Source organism: Micromonospora sp. CA-269861 (assembly GCF_050948505.1).
GTDB lineage: Bacteria > Actinomycetota > Actinomycetes > Mycobacteriales > Micromonosporaceae > Micromonospora.
On record NZ_CP192014.1, the window covers coordinates 1,493,367 to 1,514,509 of the forward strand.

Annotated in this window: 18 protein-coding genes and 2 pseudogenes; 13 read left to right on the forward strand and 7 right to left on the reverse strand. The window is 72.4% G+C overall.

Going from position 1 to position 21,143, the window contains the following annotated elements; genetic code table 11:
• Positions 1-3 precede the first annotated feature (3 nt).
• Genes ACQP0U_RS06915 through ACQP0U_RS06925 form a run of 3 tightly spaced genes read left to right on the forward strand, consistent with a single transcriptional unit; the run spans position 4 to position 1,669 of the window.
• Positions 4-543 carry an NUDIX hydrolase gene (locus ACQP0U_RS06915; RefSeq protein WP_433316788.1) on the forward strand — a complete coding sequence of 180 codons (540 nt, stop codon included), beginning with the start codon at positions 4-6 and terminating at the stop codon, positions 541-543.
• On the forward strand, positions 537-1,349 hold the full coding sequence (locus ACQP0U_RS06920) for a ribonuclease HII (protein ID WP_112699866.1): 813 nt from the start codon (positions 537-539) through the stop codon (positions 1,347-1,349). The genes ACQP0U_RS06915 and ACQP0U_RS06920 overlap by 7 nt, the downstream gene beginning before the upstream one ends.
• Positions 1,346-1,669, forward strand: a complete 324-nt coding sequence (locus tag ACQP0U_RS06925; protein WP_007075222.1) for a DUF2469 domain-containing protein — start codon at positions 1,346-1,348, stop codon at positions 1,667-1,669. The genes ACQP0U_RS06920 and ACQP0U_RS06925 overlap by 4 nt, the downstream gene beginning before the upstream one ends.
• Positions 1,670-1,733: 64 nt before the next feature.
• Here ACQP0U_RS06925 and ACQP0U_RS06930 read toward each other — a convergent pair whose 3' ends face one another.
• Positions 1,734-2,876 carry a sulfite oxidase gene (locus tag ACQP0U_RS06930; RefSeq protein WP_433316791.1) on the reverse strand — a complete coding sequence of 381 codons (1,143 nt, stop codon included), beginning with the start codon at positions 2,874-2,876 and terminating at the stop codon, positions 1,734-1,736.
• 245 nt (positions 2,877-3,121) lie between these two features.
• On the opposite strand from ACQP0U_RS06930, the pseudogene ACQP0U_RS06935 reads away from it, so the two are divergent.
• Positions 3,122-3,709: pseudogene (locus tag ACQP0U_RS06935) on the forward strand (murein hydrolase activator EnvC family protein); the annotation flags it as partial.
• A 48-nt stretch (positions 3,710-3,757) separates the two neighbouring features.
• Here ACQP0U_RS06935 and ACQP0U_RS06940 read toward each other — a convergent pair.
• The 5 genes from ACQP0U_RS06940 to ACQP0U_RS06960 form a co-directional block, all read right to left on the reverse strand.
• Complete coding sequence (locus ACQP0U_RS06940) at positions 3,758-4,939, reverse strand: aminotransferase class V-fold PLP-dependent enzyme (protein WP_433316793.1); 1,182 nt, start codon at positions 4,937-4,939, stop codon at positions 3,758-3,760.
• 92 nt (positions 4,940-5,031) lie between these two features.
• Positions 5,032-6,159: a tyrosine recombinase XerC gene (locus ACQP0U_RS06945; RefSeq protein WP_433316795.1), complete on the reverse strand. Its 1,128-nt coding sequence runs from the start codon at positions 6,157-6,159 to the stop codon at positions 5,032-5,034.
• Positions 6,160-6,497: 338 nt separating this feature from the next.
• Complete coding sequence (gene dprA, locus ACQP0U_RS06950) at positions 6,498-7,715, reverse strand: DNA-processing protein DprA (RefSeq protein WP_433316797.1); 1,218 nt, start codon at positions 7,713-7,715, stop codon at positions 6,498-6,500.
• Positions 7,712-9,232 (reverse strand): YifB family Mg chelatase-like AAA ATPase, encoded by a 1,521-nt coding sequence (locus ACQP0U_RS06955; RefSeq protein WP_433316799.1) that lies wholly within the window; start codon positions 9,230-9,232, stop codon positions 7,712-7,714. Before ACQP0U_RS06955 ends, dprA begins: the two co-directional genes overlap by 4 nt.
• A gap of 30 nt (positions 9,233-9,262) precedes the next feature.
• Positions 9,263-9,622 carry a YraN family protein gene (locus tag ACQP0U_RS06960; protein ID WP_433316801.1) on the reverse strand — a complete coding sequence of 120 codons (360 nt, stop codon included), beginning with the start codon at positions 9,620-9,622 and terminating at the stop codon, positions 9,263-9,265.
• Between the two features lie 296 nt (positions 9,623-9,918).
• Here ACQP0U_RS06960 and ACQP0U_RS06965 point away from each other — a divergent pair, with 296 nt between their 5' ends.
• The 8 genes and pseudogenes from ACQP0U_RS06965 (at position 9,919) to ACQP0U_RS07000 (ending at position 19,042) form a co-directional block, all read left to right on the forward strand.
• Positions 9,919-10,983, forward strand: coding sequence for a hypothetical protein (locus ACQP0U_RS06965; protein WP_433316802.1), 1,065 nt, complete (start codon positions 9,919-9,921; stop codon positions 10,981-10,983).
• Positions 10,984-11,395: 412 nt separating this feature from the next.
• Positions 11,396-12,298 (forward strand): 30S ribosomal protein S2, encoded by a 903-nt coding sequence (gene rpsB / locus ACQP0U_RS06970; protein WP_196921541.1) that lies wholly within the window; start codon positions 11,396-11,398, stop codon positions 12,296-12,298.
• A gap of 133 nt (positions 12,299-12,431) precedes the next feature.
• A complete protein-coding gene (gene tsf, locus ACQP0U_RS06975; RefSeq protein ID WP_433316804.1) occupies positions 12,432-13,259 on the forward strand; it encodes a translation elongation factor Ts in 828 nt (275 codons plus the stop codon).
• Positions 13,260-13,420: 161 nt separating this feature from the next.
• Positions 13,421-14,188, forward strand: a complete 768-nt coding sequence (gene pyrH, locus ACQP0U_RS06980) for a UMP kinase (RefSeq protein ID WP_030335195.1) — start codon at positions 13,421-13,423, stop codon at positions 14,186-14,188.
• An 82-nt stretch (positions 14,189-14,270) separates the two neighbouring features.
• A complete protein-coding gene (gene frr / locus ACQP0U_RS06985; protein WP_088946658.1) occupies positions 14,271-14,828 on the forward strand; it encodes a ribosome recycling factor in 558 nt (185 codons plus the stop codon).
• 358 nt (positions 14,829-15,186) lie between these two features.
• On the forward strand, positions 15,187-16,575 hold the full coding sequence (locus tag ACQP0U_RS06990) for a phosphatidate cytidylyltransferase (RefSeq protein WP_433316807.1): 1,389 nt from the start codon (positions 15,187-15,189) through the stop codon (positions 16,573-16,575).
• 104 nt (positions 16,576-16,679) lie between these two features.
• Positions 16,680-17,837, forward strand: a complete 1,158-nt coding sequence (gene rlmN / locus ACQP0U_RS06995; protein WP_433316809.1) for a 23S rRNA (adenine(2503)-C(2))-methyltransferase RlmN — start codon at positions 16,680-16,682, stop codon at positions 17,835-17,837.
• Between the two features lie 31 nt (positions 17,838-17,868).
• Positions 17,869-19,042: pseudogene (locus ACQP0U_RS07000) on the forward strand (DivIVA domain-containing protein).
• A gap of 87 nt (positions 19,043-19,129) precedes the next feature.
• Here the strand turns inward: ACQP0U_RS07000 and ACQP0U_RS07005 are convergent.
• A complete protein-coding gene (locus tag ACQP0U_RS07005; RefSeq protein WP_433316811.1) occupies positions 19,130-19,351 on the reverse strand; it encodes a DUF2631 domain-containing protein in 222 nt (73 codons plus the stop codon).
• A 198-nt stretch (positions 19,352-19,549) separates the two neighbouring features.
• Here ACQP0U_RS07005 and ACQP0U_RS07010 point away from each other — a divergent pair, with 198 nt between their 5' ends.
• A complete protein-coding gene (locus ACQP0U_RS07010) occupies positions 19,550-21,130 on the forward strand; it encodes a Rieske 2Fe-2S domain-containing protein (RefSeq protein WP_433316813.1) in 1,581 nt (526 codons plus the stop codon).
• The last annotated feature ends 13 nt before the right edge of the window (positions 21,131-21,143 follow it).

Here is a 21,143-nt window from a genome sequence, read left to right on the forward strand (position 1 = left end):
GCGGTGACCGTGAGCGCGAGGAGTGAGCTGGCGAGCCCCGCAGGCGCGAACAGTGGCGACCGCGCCTACACCCCTCGACGCGCGGCCCGCGTGCTGCTCGTCGACGCGGCCGGCCGGGTCCTGCTGTTCGAGGGCTTCGACCCGGCCCGACCCGGGCACCGATACTGGTTCACTCCGGGCGGCGGGCTCGATCCGCTGGAGTCCCCGGCGGCGGGCGCGGCCCGGGAGTTGGCCGAGGAGACCGGCCTGCGGGTCGACCCGTCCGCGTTGGGCGAGCCGGTCTGGTCCGACGCCACCGAGTTCTCCTTCGACGGCATCTGGTACCGCCAGGAGCAGGATTTCTTCCTCCTCCGGGTGGACTCCTGGCGGGTGGACACCACGGGCTTCAACGACATCGAGCGGCGCAGCATCGCCGACCACCGCTGGTGGCTTCCGGACGAGTTGGTGGCCAGCGGCGACCGGTTCTACCCCCCCGAACTGCACGCCCTGCTGACCCGGCTGGGGCAGTCGACCCCCGCCGACCAGGACGAGGCGTCGTGCTGACCCCGCCGCGCACGGTGGTGCGCCGCGAGGCCGGCCTGTACGCCCTGGAGCGGGCGTTGCAACGGCGCGGCTTCCGGCACGTCGCCGGTGCCGACGAGGCGGGCCGCGGGGCGTGTGCCGGTCCGCTGGTCGCCGCCGCTGCGGTGCTGCCCGAGGGGCGGCGCGGCGAGATCGAGGGCCTGGCCGACTCGAAGCTGCTCACCCCGGCCAGCCGGGAACGGGTGTACGCGGAGGTCGTGGACCGGGCGCTCGCGTACGCCGTGGTGGTCATCCCGGCCGAGGAGGTCGACGCCCGGGGCCTGCACGTGTGCAACCTGGCCGCGATGCGCCGGGCGCTCGCCTCGCTCACCACCCGCCCCGAGTACGTGCTGACCGACGGCTTCGGCGTGGACGGCCTGGGTGTGCCCGGCCTGGCGGTCTGGAAGGGTGACCGGGTCGCCGCGTGCGTGGCGGCGGCCAGCGTGCTCGCCAAGGTCACCAGGGACCGGCTGATGGTGGAGCTGGACGGAGTGTTCCCGGCGTACGGCTTCGCCGAGCACAAGGGCTACATCACCCCGGAGCACTCGGCGGCGCTGCGGGAGCACGGGCCGTGCCGGGAGCACCGGTTCTCGTACGTCAATGTCGCCGCGGTCTCCGGCCGCGACGGCCGGCCGCCGCGCGCCCGACGGCCCGGCGGCCACGGCCCGGATGAGCCGATGGAGCGCTCGTGGGCGTCAGGGGGTACCGTCGGCGTGGCGTTGGGCGAGCAGCCTCGGCCTCCGACGCCGGTGGGGGAAGATGTGGCCATGGAAGGCGGAGTGCGATGAGCGCGGAAGATCTCGAAAAGTACGAGACCGAGATGGAGCTGCAGCTCTACCGGGAGTACCGCGACATTGTCCGCCAATTCTCCTACGTGGTGGAGACGGAACGCAGGTTCTACCTGGCCAACCAGGTCGACCTGCACGTGCGCAACTCCGACGGCGAGGTCTACTTCGAGGTCGAGATGCACGACGCCTGGGTGTGGGACATGTACCGTCCTGCCCGCTTCGTGAAAAACGTCCGTGTGATGACCTTCAAGGACGTCAACGTCGAGGAGCTGGAGAAGCCCGACATCTCGCTGCCCGCCGACTCCGGCTTCGGCGGCTGACCGCACCCGAGCCGCCGGGCCGTGCCACGGGCCCCCCCACCCGTGGCGTGACACCCGCGACCGTTCACTCGGCCGGCACCACGACCTCGACCCGCTGCGTCATGTTGTTGGCGAAGCCGCCACGGTTCCACGGTTGCTCGACCGGCTGGGTCCGCCCGGACGCGTCTGTCGCCCGCGCGCCGAGCACGTACCGGCCGGGGGTGGCGACCCACTCGTGCCGCCAGCGCCGCCAGGCGAAATCACCCGCGTCCGCCGGCTCCAGCTCGGCAGGCGTCCAGCTCTCCCCGCCGTCGGTGGTCACCTCCACGGCGACCACCGGCGCGTGCCCCGACCAGGCCCGACCATCAAGGGTGCACGGGCCGGGTCGCAGCACCCGACGGCGGGACATGAAGTCCGGGAAGCCGGGCGGGCGGACCAGCGCCCGCGGCTCGATCCGCGTGACCGGAACGCCCGGGTCGTCGGCGTCGCGGCGTACCCGGTAGGCCACCGCGTTCTGGTACCCCTCGAACGGCTCGGTCCGCAGCTCGATGGAGTGGACCCACTTCACGTGCGCCATGCCGTACCAGCCCGGCACGATCAGCCGCAGCGGCGCGCCGTGCTGCGGCAGCAGGGGAGCGCCGTTCATCTCGTACGCGAGCAGCACCTCCTCGCGCAGCGCGTCGGCGACCGGAAGCGCCCGCTGGTAGTCCTGCTCGATCCCGCGCTCCACGCCGTGGTCGGCGCCGGTGAAGACCACGTCCACCGCGTCCGGGTCGATGCCCGCCTCGCGCAGCAGCGGAGCGAGGGGGGTACCGGTCCACTCGGCGTTGCCGACCGCCTCGACCAGCCAGGGCTGGCTGACCGGCCGGGGGTGCAGCAGGGCCCGCCCGTTGCCGGCGCACTCAAGGGTCACCTGCCGGGTGACCCGGGGCCGCTCGCGCAGGTCGGCGAGGCTGACAGTCAGCGGACGGTCCACCGCTCCGCCGATGGTCAGCGTGTGCGTCGCCGGGTCCAGCTCCGGGATGTCGTAGTGGATCAGCAGGTAGTGCAGCCCGGCCGGGGTGACGTCGTAGCGCAGCGCCTCCAACGGGATGCCGTGGTTGCGGGCCGCGAGCTGCAACTCCTCGGCGCTGATCGCCTCGTCCGGCTCCGCGAGCCGGGACGGGCCGCTCACGTCGGCCACCGTCGGCCCGGTGGGGGACTGCGTGCGGTCATCGAGAGTGGTCATGCGGGCCTCCCCGGTACAGACGGCGGCACCCGCCGTACGCGGCCCAGCCTAGGCCCTCGGTGGCGGCCCGAAAATGGCACCGGAGGTACGACGGCGTAGGCGCAGCGGCTTATGGACAGCGGCTCGCCGCCCGGGGCATAGCAGATCATCGAAGCCGTTGGGTGGTCGTCCACAGCACGCCCGGTTGTCCACAGGCCGGTCGGCCGGGCTGGCAGACGCCCCGCTGTTGGCTGGAGGCTGCCGTCATGCGACCGCCACCCGTCCGTTCGATCCGCCGCACGCTGCTGCTCTGCGCCGTGCTTCCGCTCGCACTGACCGTGCAGCTCTGCGGGCTGGCGGTGCTGGTCGCGGCGGTGCCCGGCCAACCGCCGACGCCGACCGTGCCGGTCGCGGCAGTGACGGTGCCGGTCGCCGACCCGGCGCCCGCCGGGCGGTTCCGCTGGCCGCTCGACGGGCCGCCCCGCCCGGTGCGCCGGTTCGACCCGCCGCCCCGGCCGTGGCTGCCCGGCCATCGCGGCGTCGACCTCGCCGCGCCGGCCGGAGCGGTGGTCCGCAGCGCCGGGCCGGGCACCGTGCTCTTCGCCGGCCTGGTGGCCGGTCGACCGGTGGTCACAGTGGGGCACGCCGACGGGCTGCGGACCACCCACGAACCGGTCCAACCCGGCGTACGCCCCGGCCAGCCGGTCATCGCCGGCGCGCCGCTGGGCGAGCTGCAGCCCGGCCATCCGGGTTGCCCGGCCGAGGCGTGCCTGCACTGGGGCCTGCGCCGGGGCGAGGAGTACCTCGACCCGCTGGCCCTCCTCGGCCTCGGCCCGGTGCGCCTGCTCCCGGTCCGTCAGCTCCGGCCCGTCAGCCGCGGTCGTCTGCTCCCGGTCCTCCGGTCAGCGTTGGGCGAGCAATGCCGGCAGCCGTGCGGCCAGCCGTTCGTACTCGTCGGCGGCGTTGTAGACCTGGCCGGTGAGCCGCAGCCACCCGCGGCCGTTCCAGCTCATCACCGCCACCTCGGCGGCGAGCCGCTCACCGATCCGCGTCTGCAATGCCCGCGCGGCGTCGATCGTGGTGCCCGTGCCGGGCGGCAGCGGAATGAGGCGCAGAGCCACCCCCGGTCCGCCGGGGTTGGGCAGGTCGGCGGGGGCCACCCCCAGAGCGTCCCCCACCACCCGCTGGCCGTACGCGGCGAGCGCGGCGTTGTGCGCCCGCACCCGGTCGACGCCGAGACTGCGCATCGTGAACAGGCCCGCCGGGGCGGCCAGCCAGGGCGTGTAGTCGAGAGTCGCCTGCCACTCGAGCCGCGCCGGGAAACCCGACTCCTGCTCCCAGGACACCACAAGCGGCTCGATCCGGTCCCGCCACTGCGGTGCCACCGCCAGCAGCGCGGTGCCGCGCGGGGCGTACGCCCACTTGTGCAGGTTGCCCACCCAGAAGTCAGCGCCGATGCTGGCCACCGGGGTGGGCAACATGCCCGGGGCGTGCGCGGCATCCACCAGGACCGGCACGCCGTGTTCGCGGGCCACCCCGACGATGGCGGCGGTCGGAAAGAGCTTGGCGGTGGCCGAGGTGAGCTGGTCGACGACGAGCAGCCGGGTCCGCCCGGGGCGCAGGCCGGCGCGGATGGCCTGCACGATCTGCTCGTCGGTGGCGGCCAGGGGGATCGGCAGGACCCGGCTGACCGCGCCGGTGCGGCTGCACTCGCGCTGGATGGACAGGCTCACCGCCCCGTACCCGTGGTCGGTGCTCAGCACCTCGTCGCCTGCCCGCAGGCCCACCGACTGCAGCACCACGGCGACGCCGGTGGTGGTGTTGCCCACCAGGGCGCTGCCGTCCGGGTCGGCCCCCAGGAACCCGGCGAGGTGCCGACGGGTGTGCGCGATCCGGTCGACCAGCCCTTGAGTGAAGAAGCGCAGCGGGTTGCTCTCCATCTCGTCGCGCAGCCGCTGCTGGGCGCGCTGTACGCCGATCGGGACCGCGCCAAACGAGCCATGGTTGAGGTGGCTGACCGCCGGGTCCAGGGAGAAGAGCAGGCGGGCGCCCGGGATCGGCTCAGGGGGATTCGGGACGCTCACTTGATGATCGTAACCGCCGCGCCTTCGCGCCCCCGGCGCTTGATCAGGCGCGTAGGTGGGGCCACCGGTAGGCGGCGCACAGCCGCTCGCCATCAGGCGCGTGGGTGCGCCTGCCGGTAGGCGGCGCGCAGCCGCTCGACCGAGACGTGCGTGTAGATCTGCGTGCTCGCCAGCGACGAGTGGCCGAGCAGCTCCTGCACGGCGCGTAGGTCCGCGCCACCCTCCAGGAGATGGGTGGCCGCGGAGTGGCGTAGATCGTGCGGGCTGGTCGGAGGCAGGCCGGCGGTCTCGGCGTACGCACCGACGATCTGACGCGCTGTCGTCGGGTTGAGCCGACCGCCCCGGGCACCCAGCAGCAGCGCGTCGCCGGAGCGGGCGCCCACCATCGCCGGTCGACCCCGGCGCAGCCAGTCGTCCAATGCCCGCTGGGCGGGCACCCCGTACGGCACCGAGCGCTCCCGCCCGCCCTTGCCGAACACCCGGATCACCCGCCGGCCGTGGTCGACGTCGCCGACGTCCAACCCGCACGCCTCGCTGACCCGTACGCCGGTGGCGTAGAGCAGCTCCAGCAGCACCCGGTCGCGCAGCGGCACCGCCTCGGCCCCTCCCGCTGCGATGTGAGCTGATCCGAACGCCGCGTCGGTGGGCTCGGCGTCCGTGCGGCCCGGGTCCGTGTGGGCTGGGTTCGTGTGGCCCGGGTTCGTGTGGCCCGGGTTGGTGGGGCCCGGGTTCGTGGGGCCCGGGTTTGTGCGGGCTGGGTCCACGGGTGGCGGGTTGGGCGGCGGTGCCTGCCGGGACGGTGCCTCGACCAGGGCGGCGGCCTGGTCGGCGCGCAGCACGTTGGGCAGCTCCCGGTGCGCGCGAGGGCTGGCCAGCGCGGCGCCCACATCGGTGGGGAGCAGCCCGGCCCGGTGTGCCCAGGCGCTGAACGCCCGCGCCGACGCGGCCCGCCGGGCCAACGACGTGCGGGCCGCACCGGTGGTGCGTTGCCGCGCCAGCCAACTGCGCAGCACCGACAGGTCCACCTCGGCGAGGTCGACGCAGCCCATCCGGACGGCGTGGTCGAGCAGCGAGACGAGGTCGGTCACGTAGGCACGGACGGTGTGCGCCGACCGGTTACGGACCCGGGACAGGTGCTCGGCGAAGTCGTCGACCGCTTCGCGCAGCGCCGGCGGCAGTGCCTGGTGCATGGCCCGGGTGCCCCGGTCGGGCCGGCTCATCGGGCCCGCGCCGGCGTGCCGGCCGGTCCAACGACCCAGGCACCTTCACTCACAGCTGGCACGGCACCAGCCTACGGCCGGTCCGCCTACGTCACCGGACGCGACGGTGCCGGTATCCGTCCCGACTACCGGCGGTTGCTCCTCTTGATCAGGAACACGACCAAGCCCACAACGAGCACGGCGGTCACGACGAGACAGCAGAGCACGCTGATGTGCCACGGCTTGATTGAACCCATGACCGGGCACGGTACCGGCAGTACCGGCTGGCGGAGATCCCGAGTGCGAAGGGCGCGGGCAGCCGGACGACCACCCCGGCTGGCAAGCTGTGTCGCACCCGTTCAGGTACCGGGCAGACCGGACGTCTCCGCCGCCGTCGCACGCTTCGGTCTGACGGGTGGGGCGAGGGCGTACCCGTCCTCGCGACGGACCACCATGGACAGCTCCTCCAACAGCGACAGCTTGCGCAGCGCGGTCCGTACGTCGACACCGGCGCGGGCGGAGAGCCGGTCCACGCCCATCGCGCCCCGGCGCGGCAGCGCCTCCAGCAGTGACCGCATGTCGTCGTCCAGGTCGTCGGTGGCCCGTTGTGGTCCGCGCGCCAGCGGGGCCAGGTCCGCGCCGATCCGGCCCACCTCCTCCAGTACGTGCGCCACCCCGGTGACCAGCCGTGCCTTGGGGTTCTCGCGCAGGAACTCGTGCGCGCCGACGGACATGGCCGAGGTCACCGGCCCCGGCACCACCATCGCCACCCGATTGGCGTGGATGGCTCGCCGCGCGGTCTGCGTCGCGCCACTGCGCGCCGACGCCTCCACGACGACGGTGCCCCGGGTGCCCCCGGCGATCACCCGGTTGCGGATCAGGAACCGGGGCCGCAGCGGCTCGGCACCCGGTGGCCATTCGCTGACCAGCAGCCCCGTCTCGGCGATCCGGTCGAAGAGCGCGGCGTTGCCCATCGGGTACGGACGGTCGAGCCCGCAGGCGAGCACCGCGACGGTCAGACCGCCTGCGGTCAGGGCGCCCCGGTGGGCGGCAGCGTCGATGCCGAAGGCGCCACCGGACACGACGGTCCAGTCCCGCTCCGCCAGGCCGTACCCCAGCTCTGTCGCGACGTGCTGCCCATAGCCGGTGGCCGCACGCGCCCCCACCACGGCCACCGAGCGATCCAGAGCCTCGCCCAGCGGCCAGCCCCCGCGTACCCAGAAGCAGAGCGGCGGGGCGGTCTCACCGTCCACCCGACGGCTGACGTCCGGCAGACGCAGCGTGGCCAGGCCGGCAACCTGGGCCGGCCACTCCTCGTCGTCCGGCGTGACCAGCCGGGCACCCAGCCGGTCCGCCCGCTCCAGCGCCTCCGCCGCCACCGCCCGCGCGTCGCCGGCCGCCGAGCGTGCGGCGACGGTGGTGTGCAGCCAGCCGTCCGGGCTGCCGCCGTCGAGCAGCAGTTCCAGGGTCGCCACTGGGCCGTGCCGTTCGACAAGTCGGTGCACCGCGCGCGTGCCCGGCTCCGCCAACCAGGTCAGGGCGACCCGGGCCAGCCTGCTCTCCTCCTCGGCGCTCACGCCGCCTCCCCCGTCCGTAGTTGGAGCGCTTCCCGGACGTCGTCCCGGTCCGGCCGGTCACGACCGTCCAGGTCAGCGATGGTCCAGGCCATTCGGATCACCCGGTCGAAGCCGCGCGCCGACAGCGAGCCGGAGTCGAGCCGGCCACGCAGCTCGACGGTGACCCGGGCCGGCAGTCGCCACGGCGGCCGGCGCAGGTGCGGGCCCTCCACCTCGGCGTTGAGCCGTCGACCGAGGTCGGCCCAACGGGTGGCCGCCGCCTGCCGGGCCGCCACCACCCGGGCGGCGACCGCCGCCGAGGGCTCGACGTCGCCGTCGGTGGCCATCAACTCGGCCGCCCGCACCGGCATCAGCCGCACCTGGACGTCGATCCGGTCGAGCAGCGGCCCGGAGAGCCTTCCCAGGTAGCGGCGACGGACCAGCGGGCTGCACTCGCAGTGCGCGTCACCCGCCGGCTTGGCGCACGGACACGGGTTGGCCGCCAGCACCAACTGGCTGCGGGCCGGGTACACGGTGCCGCCCCTGCTGCGGCTCAGCTGGATGCAGCCGTGCTCCAGAGGCTGGCGCAGCGCCTCCAGCGCGCCCTTGCTGAATTCCGGGGCCTCGTCCAGGAACAGCACCCCGCGGTGCGCCAGCGACACCGCGCCGGGCCGGGCCAACCCCGAGCCGCCCCCGACCAACGACGGCACGGTCGCGGTGTGGTGCGGCGCCTGGAACGGCGGGCGACGCAGCAACCGACCACCCGGCGGCAGCAGCCCGGCGACCGAGTGCAGCGCGGTGACCTCAAGCGCCGCGTCGTCGTCCAACTCGGGCAGGATCGACGGCAGTCGTTGGGCGAGCATCGTCTTGCCGGCGCCCGGAGGGCCCAGCAGCGCCACGTGGTGTCCGCCGGCCGCGGCGACCTCCAGGGCGCGCCGACCCATCTGCTGCCCGGCGACCTCGGCGAGATCCGGCCCACCCACCATCGGTACCGGGATGTCCGCCGGTGGTTCGATCAGCGGGGTCCCGTCGCGAACGAAGGCGACGAGCCGGTGCAGGGTGTCCACCGCTCGCACCCGTACGCCGGGGATGACGGCGGCCTCGCCGGCGTTGCCGACCGGGACGATCACCCGCGTGACACCGGCCTGGGCTGCGGCGGCGACCATCGGGAGTACGCCACGCACCGGCCGGACCGTTCCGTCCAGGCCCAGCTCGCCGAGGACCACCACCCCCTCCAGCGGGAGCAGCGGCAGCTCACCCGAGCCGCCCAGCAGCGCGGCGGCGATGGCCAGATCGAAGGCCGACCCGAATTTCGGCAGCGTGGCGGGGAGCAGGTTGAGGGTGATCCGCCGGTTGGGCCAGCGCTGGCCGGAGTTGACCACGGCGGCGCGGACCCGGTCGCGGGCCTCGTGCAGGGCGGTGTCCGGCAGGCCGGAGATCACCACCGCCGGCAGGCCGGCGGCCAGGTCGGCCTCCACCTCGACGAGGTGGCCGGTCACCCCGACCAACCCCACGCAGAGCACCTTCGCGTAGCTCACGGCGCGTCACCGATCCTCCGGGTACGCATGTCAGAACGCGCCCTTGAGGTGGTCGACCTGCGCCGGGCCGACGTCGGGCAGCCGCACCGACAGCACGTCGAAACGCACCTCCTCGGCGGTCGTACCGGTCTCGGTCAGCCACCGCGCGGCGAGCCCCCGCAGTCGGCGGGCCTTGGCCGGCACGACCGCCTCGGCCGGGGTGCCGAAACCCTCACCGCGGCGGGTCTTCACCTCGCAGAAGGCGAGCACGGGCCCGTCCCACGCGATGATGTCGATCTCCCCGGCCGGGCAGCGCCAGTTTCTGGCGATCGGGCGCAGCCCCGCCTCGGTCAGGTGCCGGGCCGCGCACCGCTCGCCGTACGCGCCAACCGCCTGGTTCCGCTTCGTCATGGCCGGCACGGTGCCCGCCGGAGGGAGACCGCCGCGACCCGTCGGCGGCCCACCTGTGGACAACGGGTGCGCTGTGGACAGTCGGACGATCATGCCCGCGCTGTGCTAGGGGCGTTGAGCCGAACCCGGCGCAGCATCGCCAAGGACACCCACTGCACCGATCTTGCAGTTTCGGCTGTGGAAATGAGTGGGATGCGCCCTATGCCGGGACAGCAAGTGCAAGATCGCGCAGAGGGCCAATGGTGTGCGCCGGGCTGAAATGGCGCGGGCGTGGCCGGTCGCATACCGTGCCTGACGTGGACGGACGACGGAGTTTCCCGGAAGATCAGGAGTCGCGCTGGTACCCCGACGAGCGGGGTCGCGGTTACGGCGAGTCGGAGTGGCGCGGCGCGGGCGAACCGCGATACCGGGACAGCGAGATCCCCGAGCAGCGTGACGCGGAAGACGGCCGCTCCGTCGAGGACACCGGCGTCGGCCGCCGCCGGGAGCCGGACTCGGGACGCTTCGGCGCCGTCAACGCGGGTCGCTTCGGCGGTACGCCGGAATCGGACTCGGGTCGTCTGAGCGCGGTGGACGCGGGTCGCTTCGGTGCGCCCGAGGCGGACTCCGGTCGCTTCGCCGCCCTGGACGATCAGACCGGTCGGTTCGGGGCGAGTGAGGCTGATTCGGGGCGTTTCGCCGCAGTGGACCCGCTTGGCGCCGCGCGGCCGGAGGCGGACGGTTACCGGGCCACCCGGTCGCGGCGGGCGGACCGGGACCCCTCGGAGACCTCAGGTGAGCTGCCCGGACGCCGCGCCGCCCGGGAGACGACAGCGGCGGGTTCCCCGGTGACCAGCGCCGCGCCGGAGACCGGCCGCGACACCTCGGCAGCGCCGGCCGGTGTGCTCGCTGACCAGGCTCGACCTGCTCCGCTCGGTGGGTATCCGATCGTCGAGCCGACCCGGGGCGGCAGCGACACGCTCCACCCGCTGGAGATGCCGACCGGCCCGATGCCGGGGATCGGCCCCCGGCCTGACCTGCCCGCAGGTGAGCCGCCGGTGTATCCGCCGGCCGCCGACGGCGTCTATCGGACCCGTCGACCGGTGTTGGCCGTACTCTTCGCTCTGCTGGTGTTGATCTTCGAGGTCCCCGCGTTGCGGGTGCTGCTGGCGGGTGTCACCGGCGACCCGGTGGACGCCGGGAACGTGGTGGTGGGTATCGCCCTGGTCGCCGGACTGCCGATCTTCGCGACCGGGCTGTACGGGCTACGAACCGGAGGTCTGGCGCTCGCCGACACCGGTCGGGGCTGGCTCCGCCCACCGACGGCCTACCTGACCGTCGGCCTGGTGCTCTTCGTGGCCGCCGCGCTCGCCGCCGGCTGACCCGGGCCCCGACCCGCCGCCGGCCCGGCGCGCGCCGGCGATTCGGACAACAACCAGGAAATAGTGGCCTCCGGCGACACGGAGGCCACTATTTCCCTGAACCAGCGCGATCTTCCCGGCAACCCGGGAGCGGGGGGAGCGGCGGACTTCCCGGCAACCCGGGAGCGGGGGAGCGGCGGAGCGGCACCCCCCGCGCACCCCGGGGCGGCTGAACGGGTGAGGGGCGTACACTGGCCAACTGGCGACCGCCTCGTGCGGTCGACCTCGCGCGCCCTCTTCACGAATCGTCGTGGAGCGACGGCCTCCCTGGTCCCGATCTTGATCGGGTCCACCATGGGTCGGCGACCAGGCGCCAGGACGCCCGGCCACCGGCCGGGCGTGACAACCAGGGACCTTGAGGAGTACCCCAACCATGGCCGTCGTGACCATGCGTCAGCTGCTGGAGAGCGGTGTCCACTTCGGGCACCAGACCCGGCGCTGGAACCCGAAGATGAAGCGCTTCATCATGACCGAGCGCAACGGCATCTACATCATCGACCTGCGCCAGACCCTCGAGTACATCGAGAAGGCGTACGAGTTCGTGCGTGGGACCGTCGCCGAGGGTGGCAGCATCCTGTTCGTCGGCACCAAGAAGCAGGCCCAGGAAGCTATCGCCGAGCAGGCGACCCGGGTCGGCCAGCCGTACGTCAACCACCGCTGGCTCGGTGGCATGCTGACCAACTTCCAGACCGTGTACAAGCGGCTCCAGCGGATGAAGGAGCTGGAGGGCCTGGGTGACCTGAGCGGCACCGCCGCCGGTTACACCAAGAAGGAGACCCTGCAGCTCTCCCGCGAGAAGATCAAGCTGACCCGCACCCTCGGTGGCCTGCGGGACATGCAGAAGCTTCCCGCCGCGGTCTGGATCGTCGACACCAAGAAGGAGCACATCGCCGTCGACGAGGCCCGCAAGCTGGGCATCCCGGTCATCGCGGTGCTGGACACCAACTGTGACCCGGACGAGGTCGACTTCCCGATCCCGGGTAACGACGACGCGATCCGCTCGGCCGAGCTGCTGACCAAGGTCGTCGCCGCCGCCGTCGCGGACGGCCTGATCGCGCGTTCCGGCCGTCGCCGGGGCAACGACGAGAAGCCCGAGGGTGTCGCGAGCGACGAGCCGCTGACCGAGTGGGAGCGCGAGCTTCTCGAGCCGAAGAAGGCCGACGAGTCGGCCGCCCCGGCCGAGCAGCCCGCCGCTGCCGCCGCCGAGCAGCCCGCCACCCCGGAGCAGCCGGCGCAGGCCGCCACCGAGCAGCCGGCGGCCGCCACCGCGGAGTGATCGCACCGCCGCTGCCCGCCGTCCGTTTTTGCGAACGGTGGGCAGCGGCGGTACGCCGGGCACGATCCGCCCGGATCCGGGTAACCGGCACCTCTGACCATCCACACGCCGTCTCAACACCGAAGAGAGAGCCATGTCCCAAATCACCGCCGCGGACGTCAAGAAGCTCCGCGACCTCACCGGCGCCGGCATGATGGACAGCAAGAAGGCGCTGACCGAGGCCGAGGGCGACTTCGACAAGGCCGTCGAGATCCTGCGCGTCAAGGGCGCCAAGGACGTTGGCAAGCGGGCCGGCCGTACGGCCGCGAACGGCCTGGTCGCCCACTCCGGCAAGGCCCTGCTGGAGCTGAACTGCGAGACCGACTTCGTCGCCAAGACCGAGTCGTTCATCGCGCTGGGCCAGCAGCTGGTCGAGCACGGTGAGCGCGCCGGCGTGAACTCCGCCGAGGAGCTGCTCGCCACCGAGCTCGACGGCAAGGTCGTCGCGGACCTGATCCAGGAGCAGTCCGCCAAGATCGGCGAGAAGCTGGTGCTCAACCGGTTCGCCCGGGTCGAGGGCACCACCGCTGTCTACCTGCACCGCAAGGCCCAGGACCTGCCTCCGGCCGTCGGCGTGCTGGTGTCGTACACCGGCAAGAGCGACGAGGCCGGCGACGCCGACGCCCGTGGTGTGGCCATGCAGATCGCCGCGATGCGGCCGAAGTACCTCACCCGGGACGAGGTTCCGGCTGAGGTCGTCGAGTCCGAGCGGCGCATCGCCGAGCAGACCGCCCGCGAGGAGAACAAGCCCGAGGCGGCCCTGCCGAAGATCGTCGAGGGTCGGGTCAACTCCTTCTTCAAGGACTTCGTCCTGATCGAGCAGTCGTCCGTCTCTGACAACAAGAAGTCGGTGAAGCAGCTGCTGGCCGAGGCCGGCATCGAGGTCACCCGCTTCGTGCGGTTCGAGGTCGGCCAGGCCTGAGCCGCCGTCGGGCGCCGCGCGCGCCCGTGGGCAGAAGACGTCAACGAGGAGGCCGCCGGTGTACGTGACAGGCACCGCGGCCTCCTCGTCACATAGGGTCAGCAGCGGCAGGTTCGCGGTACGCGCCGCACGGGGCGTGCGCGTGGGGAAGGGCGGGGCGGATGACGCAGGTTGTGAGTGACCGGACGCTGGAGCTGGACGATCCGACGGCACCGCCGCCCGGGCGTGCCCGCCGGGTGGTGCTGAAGCTCTCCGGTGAGGTCTTCGGTGGCGGCGCGATCGGCGTCGACCCGGACGTCGTCCAGGCCATCGCCCGGCAGATCGCCACAGTGGTCCGCCGCGGCGTGCAGGTCTCCGTGGTGGTCGGCGGCGGCAACTTCTTCCGCGGCGCGGAGCTGCAGAAGCGTGGGATGGACCGGGCCCGCGCCGACTACATGGGCATGCTCGGCACCGTGATGAACTGCCTCGCGCTCCAGGACTTCCTGGAGAAGGAGGGCATCGAGACCCGGGTGCAGAGCGCCATCACGATGGCCCAGGTCGCCGAGCCGTACATCCCGTTGCGGGCCATCCGGCACCTGGAGAAGGGCCGCGTGGTCATCTTCGGCGCCGGCGCCGGGATGCCGTACTTCTCCACCGACACGGTGGCCGCCCAGCGGGCGCTGGAGATCCGGGCCGACGTGGTGCTGATGAGCAAGAACGGCGTGGACGGCGTCTACACCGCCGACCCCCGGATCGACCCCACCGCCAGCAAGCTCGACTCGATCACCTTCTCCGAGGTGCTGCGCCGCAACCTGCGGGTGGCCGACGCGGCGGCGTTCAGCCTCTGCATGGAGAACGGCCTGCCGATGCTGGTCTTCGGCGCGCAGGGTGACGACACCATCATCCGCGCGGTGGGTGGCGACAAGATCGGCACCCTGATCACCGCCTGAGTTCCGCCGACGGCGGCGACAGCAGCGGTCTGACGACTTTCAGCAGAGCCCACGACGAGCACAGAAGGAGGCGAGGAGACCGGTGATCGACGACACCCTCCTCGAGGCCGAGGAGAAGATGGAGCGTGCGGTTGAGCACGCCAAGGAGGAGTTCGGCGCCATCCGTACCGGTCGCGCCAACGCCGCCATGTTCTCCAAGGTCATCATCGACTACTACGGCACGCCCACGCCGCTGACCCAGATGGCGTCCATCGCGGTTCCCGAGCCGCGGATGGCCATCATCAAGCCGTACGACAACTCGCAGATCAATGCGATGGAGAAGGCGATCCGCGACTCGGACCTCGGGGTGAACCCGAACAACGAGGGCAACCAGCTGCGCATCCTGCTCCCGCAGATGACCGAGGAGCGCCGCCGCGACATGATCAAGGTGGCTCGGCACAAGGGCGAGGAGGCCAAGGTGGCTATCCGCAACGTCCGCCGCCGTGGCAAGGAGGAGCTGGACCGGATCGTCAAGGACGGCGAGGCGGGCGAGGACGACGGCCGCCGCGCCGAGAAGGAACTCGACGACCTGACCCAGCGGTACGTGGCCAGCATCGACGACCTGGTGAAGCACAAGGAAACCGAGCTGCTCGAGGTGTGAACCCTGCTTCGAGGCCCGTTCCCGACATCGGGAACGGGCCTCGTGCTGTAGGTCGGCAGGGGATCCGCGCGCCCCGGCATCAAGGTGGCCGAGGTGAGGACGCCGCCGGTGTGCCGTACCGGATGGGTGTGTGTTGCTGGTCGGCGGCCTGGCGGCGAGGGTGGCGTCCGTCGGCGTGCCTCGTCCGCCGTGCCGGTCCGGTGTGTGCAGTAGGCTCGGCAGGATTCCCGGCCACCGGGTGGTGAACACCGGGGATCGACCGACCGTCGGGGCGGTCAATCGGAGGAACATCGCACGTGTAGGGGATGCTTGTGGTCTTGCGTCATGTGGTGGTTCTCGTGCCGCGTCGCGGTGCGTGATGTCCCACCCCGACCCCTACGGCAGCGAGCCTCGCGGCTGGGACCGGCCGGAGCGCCCCGTGGCGCTGCCCTGGCCCGACCAGGAGCTGGAGGCCGGCCAGTGGAGCCGCCGTCCGGCCGCCGGCCCTGAGCTGTACGCCGACCCGCACGCCCGGCCGTACGCCGACCCGCACCCCGCCGACCCGTACGACGAGCGTGGCCGCCCGGTCCGTCCGGACGACCGCTTCGACGACCGCGACCGGCGTGATCGTTTCGACGACCGTGACCGGCACGTGGACGACCGCAACCAGCCGGACCGGTACGACGACCGGGGTCGCGCTGACCGGTACCTGGACCGTCCTGCCGCCGGCGACGGGCCGCCCCGTTACGACGGCCCGGACCGTGGGCGCTTTGACGAGCCGAGCCGCCTCGACGGCCGTCCTGACCGATTCGACGACCCGGGGTACCCGACCGAGCTGCTGGAGCCCGTCCGGGCCGAGGTGGCGCCGGACGAGGCGCCGACGACCGGTCGACGGACGAAGGGGCGACGTCGGGCCAGCATCGACCGACCGGCCACCCAGCAGGTGGGCACCGGGCGGGCCGGGCGCAACCTTCCCGCGGCGATCGGGGTCGGGCTCGGCCTCGGCGCGCTGATCGTGGTGCCGCTCGTCGTCTACCCGTTGGCGTTCCTGCCGGTGATCGCCGCCGCGGTGGCCGTCGGCATCTGGGAGATGGCCCGCGCGGTCCGACGCAGCGGGGCGCACCCGCCGCTGGTGCCGCTGATCGGCGGGGGTGTGCTGACCGTGGGTCTGGCCTGGTTCGCCGGCCCGGACGCGCTCAGCCTGGGGCTGCTGGTCACCGTGCTGGGCACCATGATCTGGCGGCTGGGTGACGGGCCGGCCGGCTTCCAGCGGGATCTCACCGCTGCCACCCTGATCGCCGTCTACGTGCCGTTCCTCGCCGGTTTCGCGGCGTTGTTGGCGGCGGCCCCCGAGGACGGGTACCTGCGCATCCTGGCCACCCTGATCGGGGTGGTCCTCTCCGACACCGGCGGGTACGCGGCCGGCGTCTCCTTCGGCAAACACCCGATGGCCCCGTCGATCAGCCCGAAGAAGTCCTGGGAGGGCTTCGCCGGCTCGGTCACCGCGGCGGCCCTGGGCAGCGCGTTGCTGCTGTGGCTGATGTTCGAGGTGGCCCCCTGGTGGGGTGCGCTGTTCGGGGTGGCCGTCTCCTGCGCGGCGGTCCTCGGCGACCTGGCCGAGTCGATGATCAAGCGGGATCTCGGCGTGAAGGACATGAGCAACCTGCTGCCCGGCCACGGCGGTCTGATGGACCGACTGGACTCGATCCTGTTCGCGGTGCCGACGGCCTACCTGCTGTTGGCGGTCCTCGTGCCGGTGGTGAGCTGAGGTATGAATCACGACTACCTGGTCATCCGGCTCCGGCGGTCGCGGCCCGTTCGACACCTCCGGACCGGCACCCGTCGCCGAAGGCGTGACACACTGGACCAGCCATGACGAGCTTGCCACTGATCCCCGCCCTCTCGGTCGCCCCCGCCGCGCGCCGGGCCTCCATGCCCCCTCAGCACCTCGCTGACCTGGACCTGGCCGGCCGCCAGGCGTTGGTCACCGGGCTGGGGGAGCCGGCCTTCCGCGCCAAGCAGGTCTCCAACCACTACTTCGGGCGGCTGGTCCGCGACCCGCAGGCGATGACCGATCTGCCCGCGGCGACCCGGGAGCGGCTGGCCGACCAGTTGATGCCGACCCTGCTCACCCCGGTGCGTGAGCTGGCCTGCGACGACGGCGCGACCCGCAAGGCGCTCTGGCGGCTGCACGACGGTGCGCTGGTGGAGAGCGTGCTGATGGGCTACCCCGACCGGGTGACCGTCTGCATCTCCAGCCAGGCGGGTTGCGGCATGGCCTGTCCGTTCTGCGCCACCGGCCAGGCCGGGCTGACCCGCAACCTGTCGACGGGGGAGATCGTCGACCAGGCCGTGTACATGGCCGGGGTGGCGGCGTCCGGCGTGGTCGCGGGTTCCCCGCCGCGGCTGTCGCGCGTCGTCTTCATGGGCATGGGCGAGCCGCTGGCCAACTACAACCGGGTGATCGCGGCGATCCGTCGGCTGGTCAGCCCGGCTCCGGAGGGGCTCGGCCTGTCCCAGCGGCACATCACCGTTTCCACGGTCGGCCTGGTTCCGGCCATCCACCGACTGGCCAGCGAAGACCTCTCAGTGACCCTTGCGCTGTCGTTGCACGCGCCCGATGATGATCTGCGCGACGAACTCGTGCCGGTCAACCAGCGCTGGAAGGTAGCCGAGGTGCTGGACGCAGCGTGGGACTACGCCGCCCGGACGGGCCGTCGCGTGTCGATCGAGTACGCGATGATCAAGGACGTGAACGACCAGCCGTGGCGAGCAGACCTGCTCGGGCGGCTGCTGGCCGGCAAATTGGCCCACGTGAACCTCATTCCGCTCAATCCGACGCCGGGCAGTCGCTGGGACGCGAGCCCGAAGCCGGTCGAGCGGGAGTTCGTCCGGCGGTTGCGCGACGCCGGGGTGTCCACCACCGTTCGGGACACCCGAGGTCGCGAGATCGACGGCGCGTGTGGCCAGCTCGCCGCCGCCGAGGACAACGACACCAACACCGACCGCGCCGGAGAGGCACCGGCGTGACCGGGCGTGGCGAACGAGACCAGGAGACATAGTGGCGAGTCAGGGTCAGCGTTTCCGGCGCAAGGCGCTCCGCCGGGGATACAAGGTCGACGAGGTGGATGCCTTCCTCGACCGGGTCGAGGCGACGCTCGACGGCCGACAGGTCGGCGCCCCAGTGGCCTCCCAGGAGGTTCATGACGTCGTCTTCCGGGTCCGCTTCAACGGCTACGACGAGTGGCAGGTCGACCTGCACCTGGATCGGGTCGAGCGGCAGCTGGCCGAGCTGGAGGAGCGCAACAACGCCGGGCGTGGTGGCGACCCCCGGATGGGTGACCGGATGGGCCCACCGGACCGGATGGGTCCGCCGATGCGCGACGACCGGGGCATGGTCCCGCAGCCGATGCCGCCCCGGCCCATGCCCGCGCAGGCCGGCCCGCCCTACGGCCGCTACGACGAGCCGACCGGCGCCTTCGCCGGTGGGTACGACGCCCCCGCGGCGGTGGTTACGACGCGCCACGTGGCCCGGCCGGCCCCCGATGGGTCCCGGTGGCCCGATGGGTCCCGGCCCGATGGGTGGCCACGGCATGCCGCAGCGCGGCCTGCCCGCCGGCCCCAGTGGGTACGGCCCGGACGACCAGCGCGCACCCGGTGGGTACGGCCCGGATGATCAGCGCGGCGGGTACGGCCCCGACGACCAGCGCGCGCCCGGCGGTTATCCGCCGCCGCCGGAGGAGCCGCGCTTCGACGGCTTCGAGGCGGGGCGGCACGGTCGCGCCGACATGACTGCCGAGATCCGGATGCCGGAGCGGGACCTGCGCGACATGCGCCGTGGCCCGGCCGGTCCGCCTCCGCTGCCGCAACAGGGCATGGGTGGTCCGCCGATGGCCGGCCCGCCCGCCGTGGCCGGTCCGCCGATGGGTGGCCCGCCCATGGGTGGTCCCCCGATGGCCGGCCCGCCGATGGCCGGTCCGCCCGGCAGCGACCTGTACCGGGTGGACCAAATCCGCCGTAGCTTCCAGGTGCGCAGGTTCGGCAGCGGGTACGACCCCGACCAGGTGGACCGGTTCTTCGACACCCTGCTCGGTGGCATGCAGCGCCGCAACCCGATGCCTGTCGACCCGAAGGACCTGGACACGCTCCGGTTCGGCCTGGTGCCGGGTGGCTACTTCGAGGCCGAGGTCGACGCCGCGCTCAAGGACGTGCAGGACATCCTCTTCGGGCGCTGACCCCGACGCGTACGGACGAGGGCCCGTCCCCGGGGTGGGGGCGGGCCCTCGGCGTACGTCGGCCGGTCGTCCGGCGGTGGGGTCGGGTCAGGAGCGCAGACCGCTGCGCCGCAGCACGACATCGCCGATCACAATGATCAGCAGCAGCGCGGCCAGGCCGATCAGCCAGATGTCCTCGACCTTGCCCTCGTGGTTGCCGCAGATCATCGCCAGCAGCGCCAGTGCGGACAGCACGGCGCCGATCTGCCCGGCCTTGCGGTGCCCGGGCTTGTGCTGGTCTGGCGACGTTACCGGCTCGCTTCCTGCCACTGTCGGTCCTTCCCTCGCGATCGGATCTTTGGTTAGTCTGGCACGCCTCGTACGCGGTGCGGTGGGGTGGGGGTTTCCTGGCCATCGGCCACTGCCCACCTCGGCTGAACGGCACTACCGGCGTCGCGGGGCGGCGGTCAGACTCGCTCCGGTAGCGTTTGGCGTACACCTGATTGTCTGTTTGAGGGGGACTGTGCGGTGCGAGTGACCGGAACCGGGCACGCCAGCATGCGGATCGACACGGCCGCGGGCAGCATCCTGTGCGACCCGTGGGTCAACCCGGCCTACTTCGCGTCGTGGTTCCCGTTCCCGGACAACTCACTGCTGGACTGGGAGAGCCTGGGGCAGGTCGACTACCTGTACGTCTCCCACCTGCACCGGGACCACTTCGACGCGAAGCACCTGCGCGACTTCGTCTCGAAGGACGCCACGGTCCTGCTCCCCGAGTTCCCCACCTCGGAGATGGAGGACGAGTTCCGGGCGCTGGGCTTCACCCAGTTCCTGAAGGCGCCCAACGAGCAGGTGGTGGAGCTGCCCGGCGGCCTGAAGATCATGATTCAGGCGTTGACCAGCCCGACCGACGGGCCGATCGGCGACTCCTCGCTCTGGGTCGAGTACGAGGGTGTGCGGCTGCTCAACCAGAACGACGCCCGCCCCACCGACCTGAGCGTCTTCGCGGAGCTGGGGCACGTACACGCGCACCTGCTCCAGTTCTCCGGCGCGATCTGGTATCCGATGGTCTACGAGCTGCCGCAGGCGGCGAAGACCGCCTTCGGCAAGCAGAAGCGTGACCGGCAGTTCGACCGGACCTGGCGCTACATCGACGACCTGAAGGCGTCGCACGTCTTCCCGATCGCCGGCCCCCCGTGCTTCCTCGACGACGCCCTGTGGCAGTTCAACGACATCCACGGCGACGAGGGCAACATCTTCCCCGACCAGTCCGTCTTCCTGTCGGAGTACGCCAAGGTCGGCGGCACCAACGGGATCGTGCTGCTGCCGGGCAGCGTCGCCGAGGTCACCACCGAGGGTGCGAGCACCACCCACCCGGTGCCGGTGGAGGAGTTCTTCGCGAACAAGGTCGCTCACCTGGAGGAGATGCGGGAGCGCAAGCGCCCGATCATCGAGGCGGAGAAGGCGTCCTGGCGGCACCCCGAGGTGGACGTGCTCGGCGAGATGAAGCGTCGGATCGAGCCCCTGCTCGACGAGTCGATCTACCTCGCCAAGGGGGTCGGTGGCCCGGTCCGCTTCGACCTGGTCGGCTACGACGGCGAGAGCGTCGAGTCGATCGTGGTGGACTTCCCCGGCAAGGAGGTCCGGTCGTACGCGGACGAGAAGGTGCGCTACCGGTTCCGGACCGAGCGGTCGCTGATCGAGCACCTGCTCTTCATCGACGAGGTGGACTGGGTCAACTCGCTCTTCCTGTCCTGCCGGTTCTCGGCGGCCCGGATCGGCCAGTACAACGAGTTCGTCTATGCGTTCTTCAAGTGCCTCTCCGAGGAGCGGCTCCAGTACGCCGAGGGCTGGTACGACGAGCACGAGCGCAGCACCGACGCCGAGGACATCACGTTGGGCGACTGGGTGGTGCAGCGGCGGTGTCCGCACCTGAAGGCGGACCTGACCCGCTTCGGCATCGTCGACGGTGACCAGCTCACCTGCCAGCTGCACGGTTGGCGCTTCGACCTGCCCAGCGGCCGCTGCCTCACCAGCGTCGGGCACAAGGTGCGAGCCCACCGAGTGGACGCGGAGACCCCCGCCCCGGCGGGCGAAGCCGTGATCTGACCCCACCAACCCA

What these genes read in the sequence shown, in the direction of transcription:
- ACQP0U_RS06925 (WP_007075222.1), top strand. Translation starts at nt 1,346, where the DNA reads ATGAGCGCGGAAGATCTCGAAAAGTACGAGACCGAGATGGAGCTGCAG.
- ACQP0U_RS06930 (WP_433316791.1), bottom strand. Translation starts at nt 2,876, where the DNA reads ATGACCACTCTCGATGACCGCACGCAGTCCCCCACCGGGCCGACGGTG.
- ACQP0U_RS06945 (WP_433316795.1), bottom strand. Translation starts at nt 6,159, where the DNA reads ATGAGCCGGCCCGACCGGGGCACCCGGGCCATGCACCAGGCACTGCCG.
- ACQP0U_RS06960 (WP_433316801.1), bottom strand. Translation starts at nt 9,622, where the DNA reads ATGACGAAGCGGAACCAGGCGGTTGGCGCGTACGGCGAGCGGTGCGCG.
- rpsB (WP_196921541.1), top strand. Translation starts at nt 11,396, where the DNA reads ATGGCCGTCGTGACCATGCGTCAGCTGCTGGAGAGCGGTGTCCACTTC.
- tsf (WP_433316804.1), top strand. Translation starts at nt 12,432, where the DNA reads ATGTCCCAAATCACCGCCGCGGACGTCAAGAAGCTCCGCGACCTCACC.
- pyrH (WP_030335195.1), top strand. Translation starts at nt 13,421, where the DNA reads ATGACGCAGGTTGTGAGTGACCGGACGCTGGAGCTGGACGATCCGACG.
- ACQP0U_RS06990 (WP_433316807.1), top strand. Translation starts at nt 15,187, where the DNA reads ATGTCCCACCCCGACCCCTACGGCAGCGAGCCTCGCGGCTGGGACCGG.
- rlmN (WP_433316809.1), top strand. Translation starts at nt 16,680, where the DNA reads ATGACGAGCTTGCCACTGATCCCCGCCCTCTCGGTCGCCCCCGCCGCG.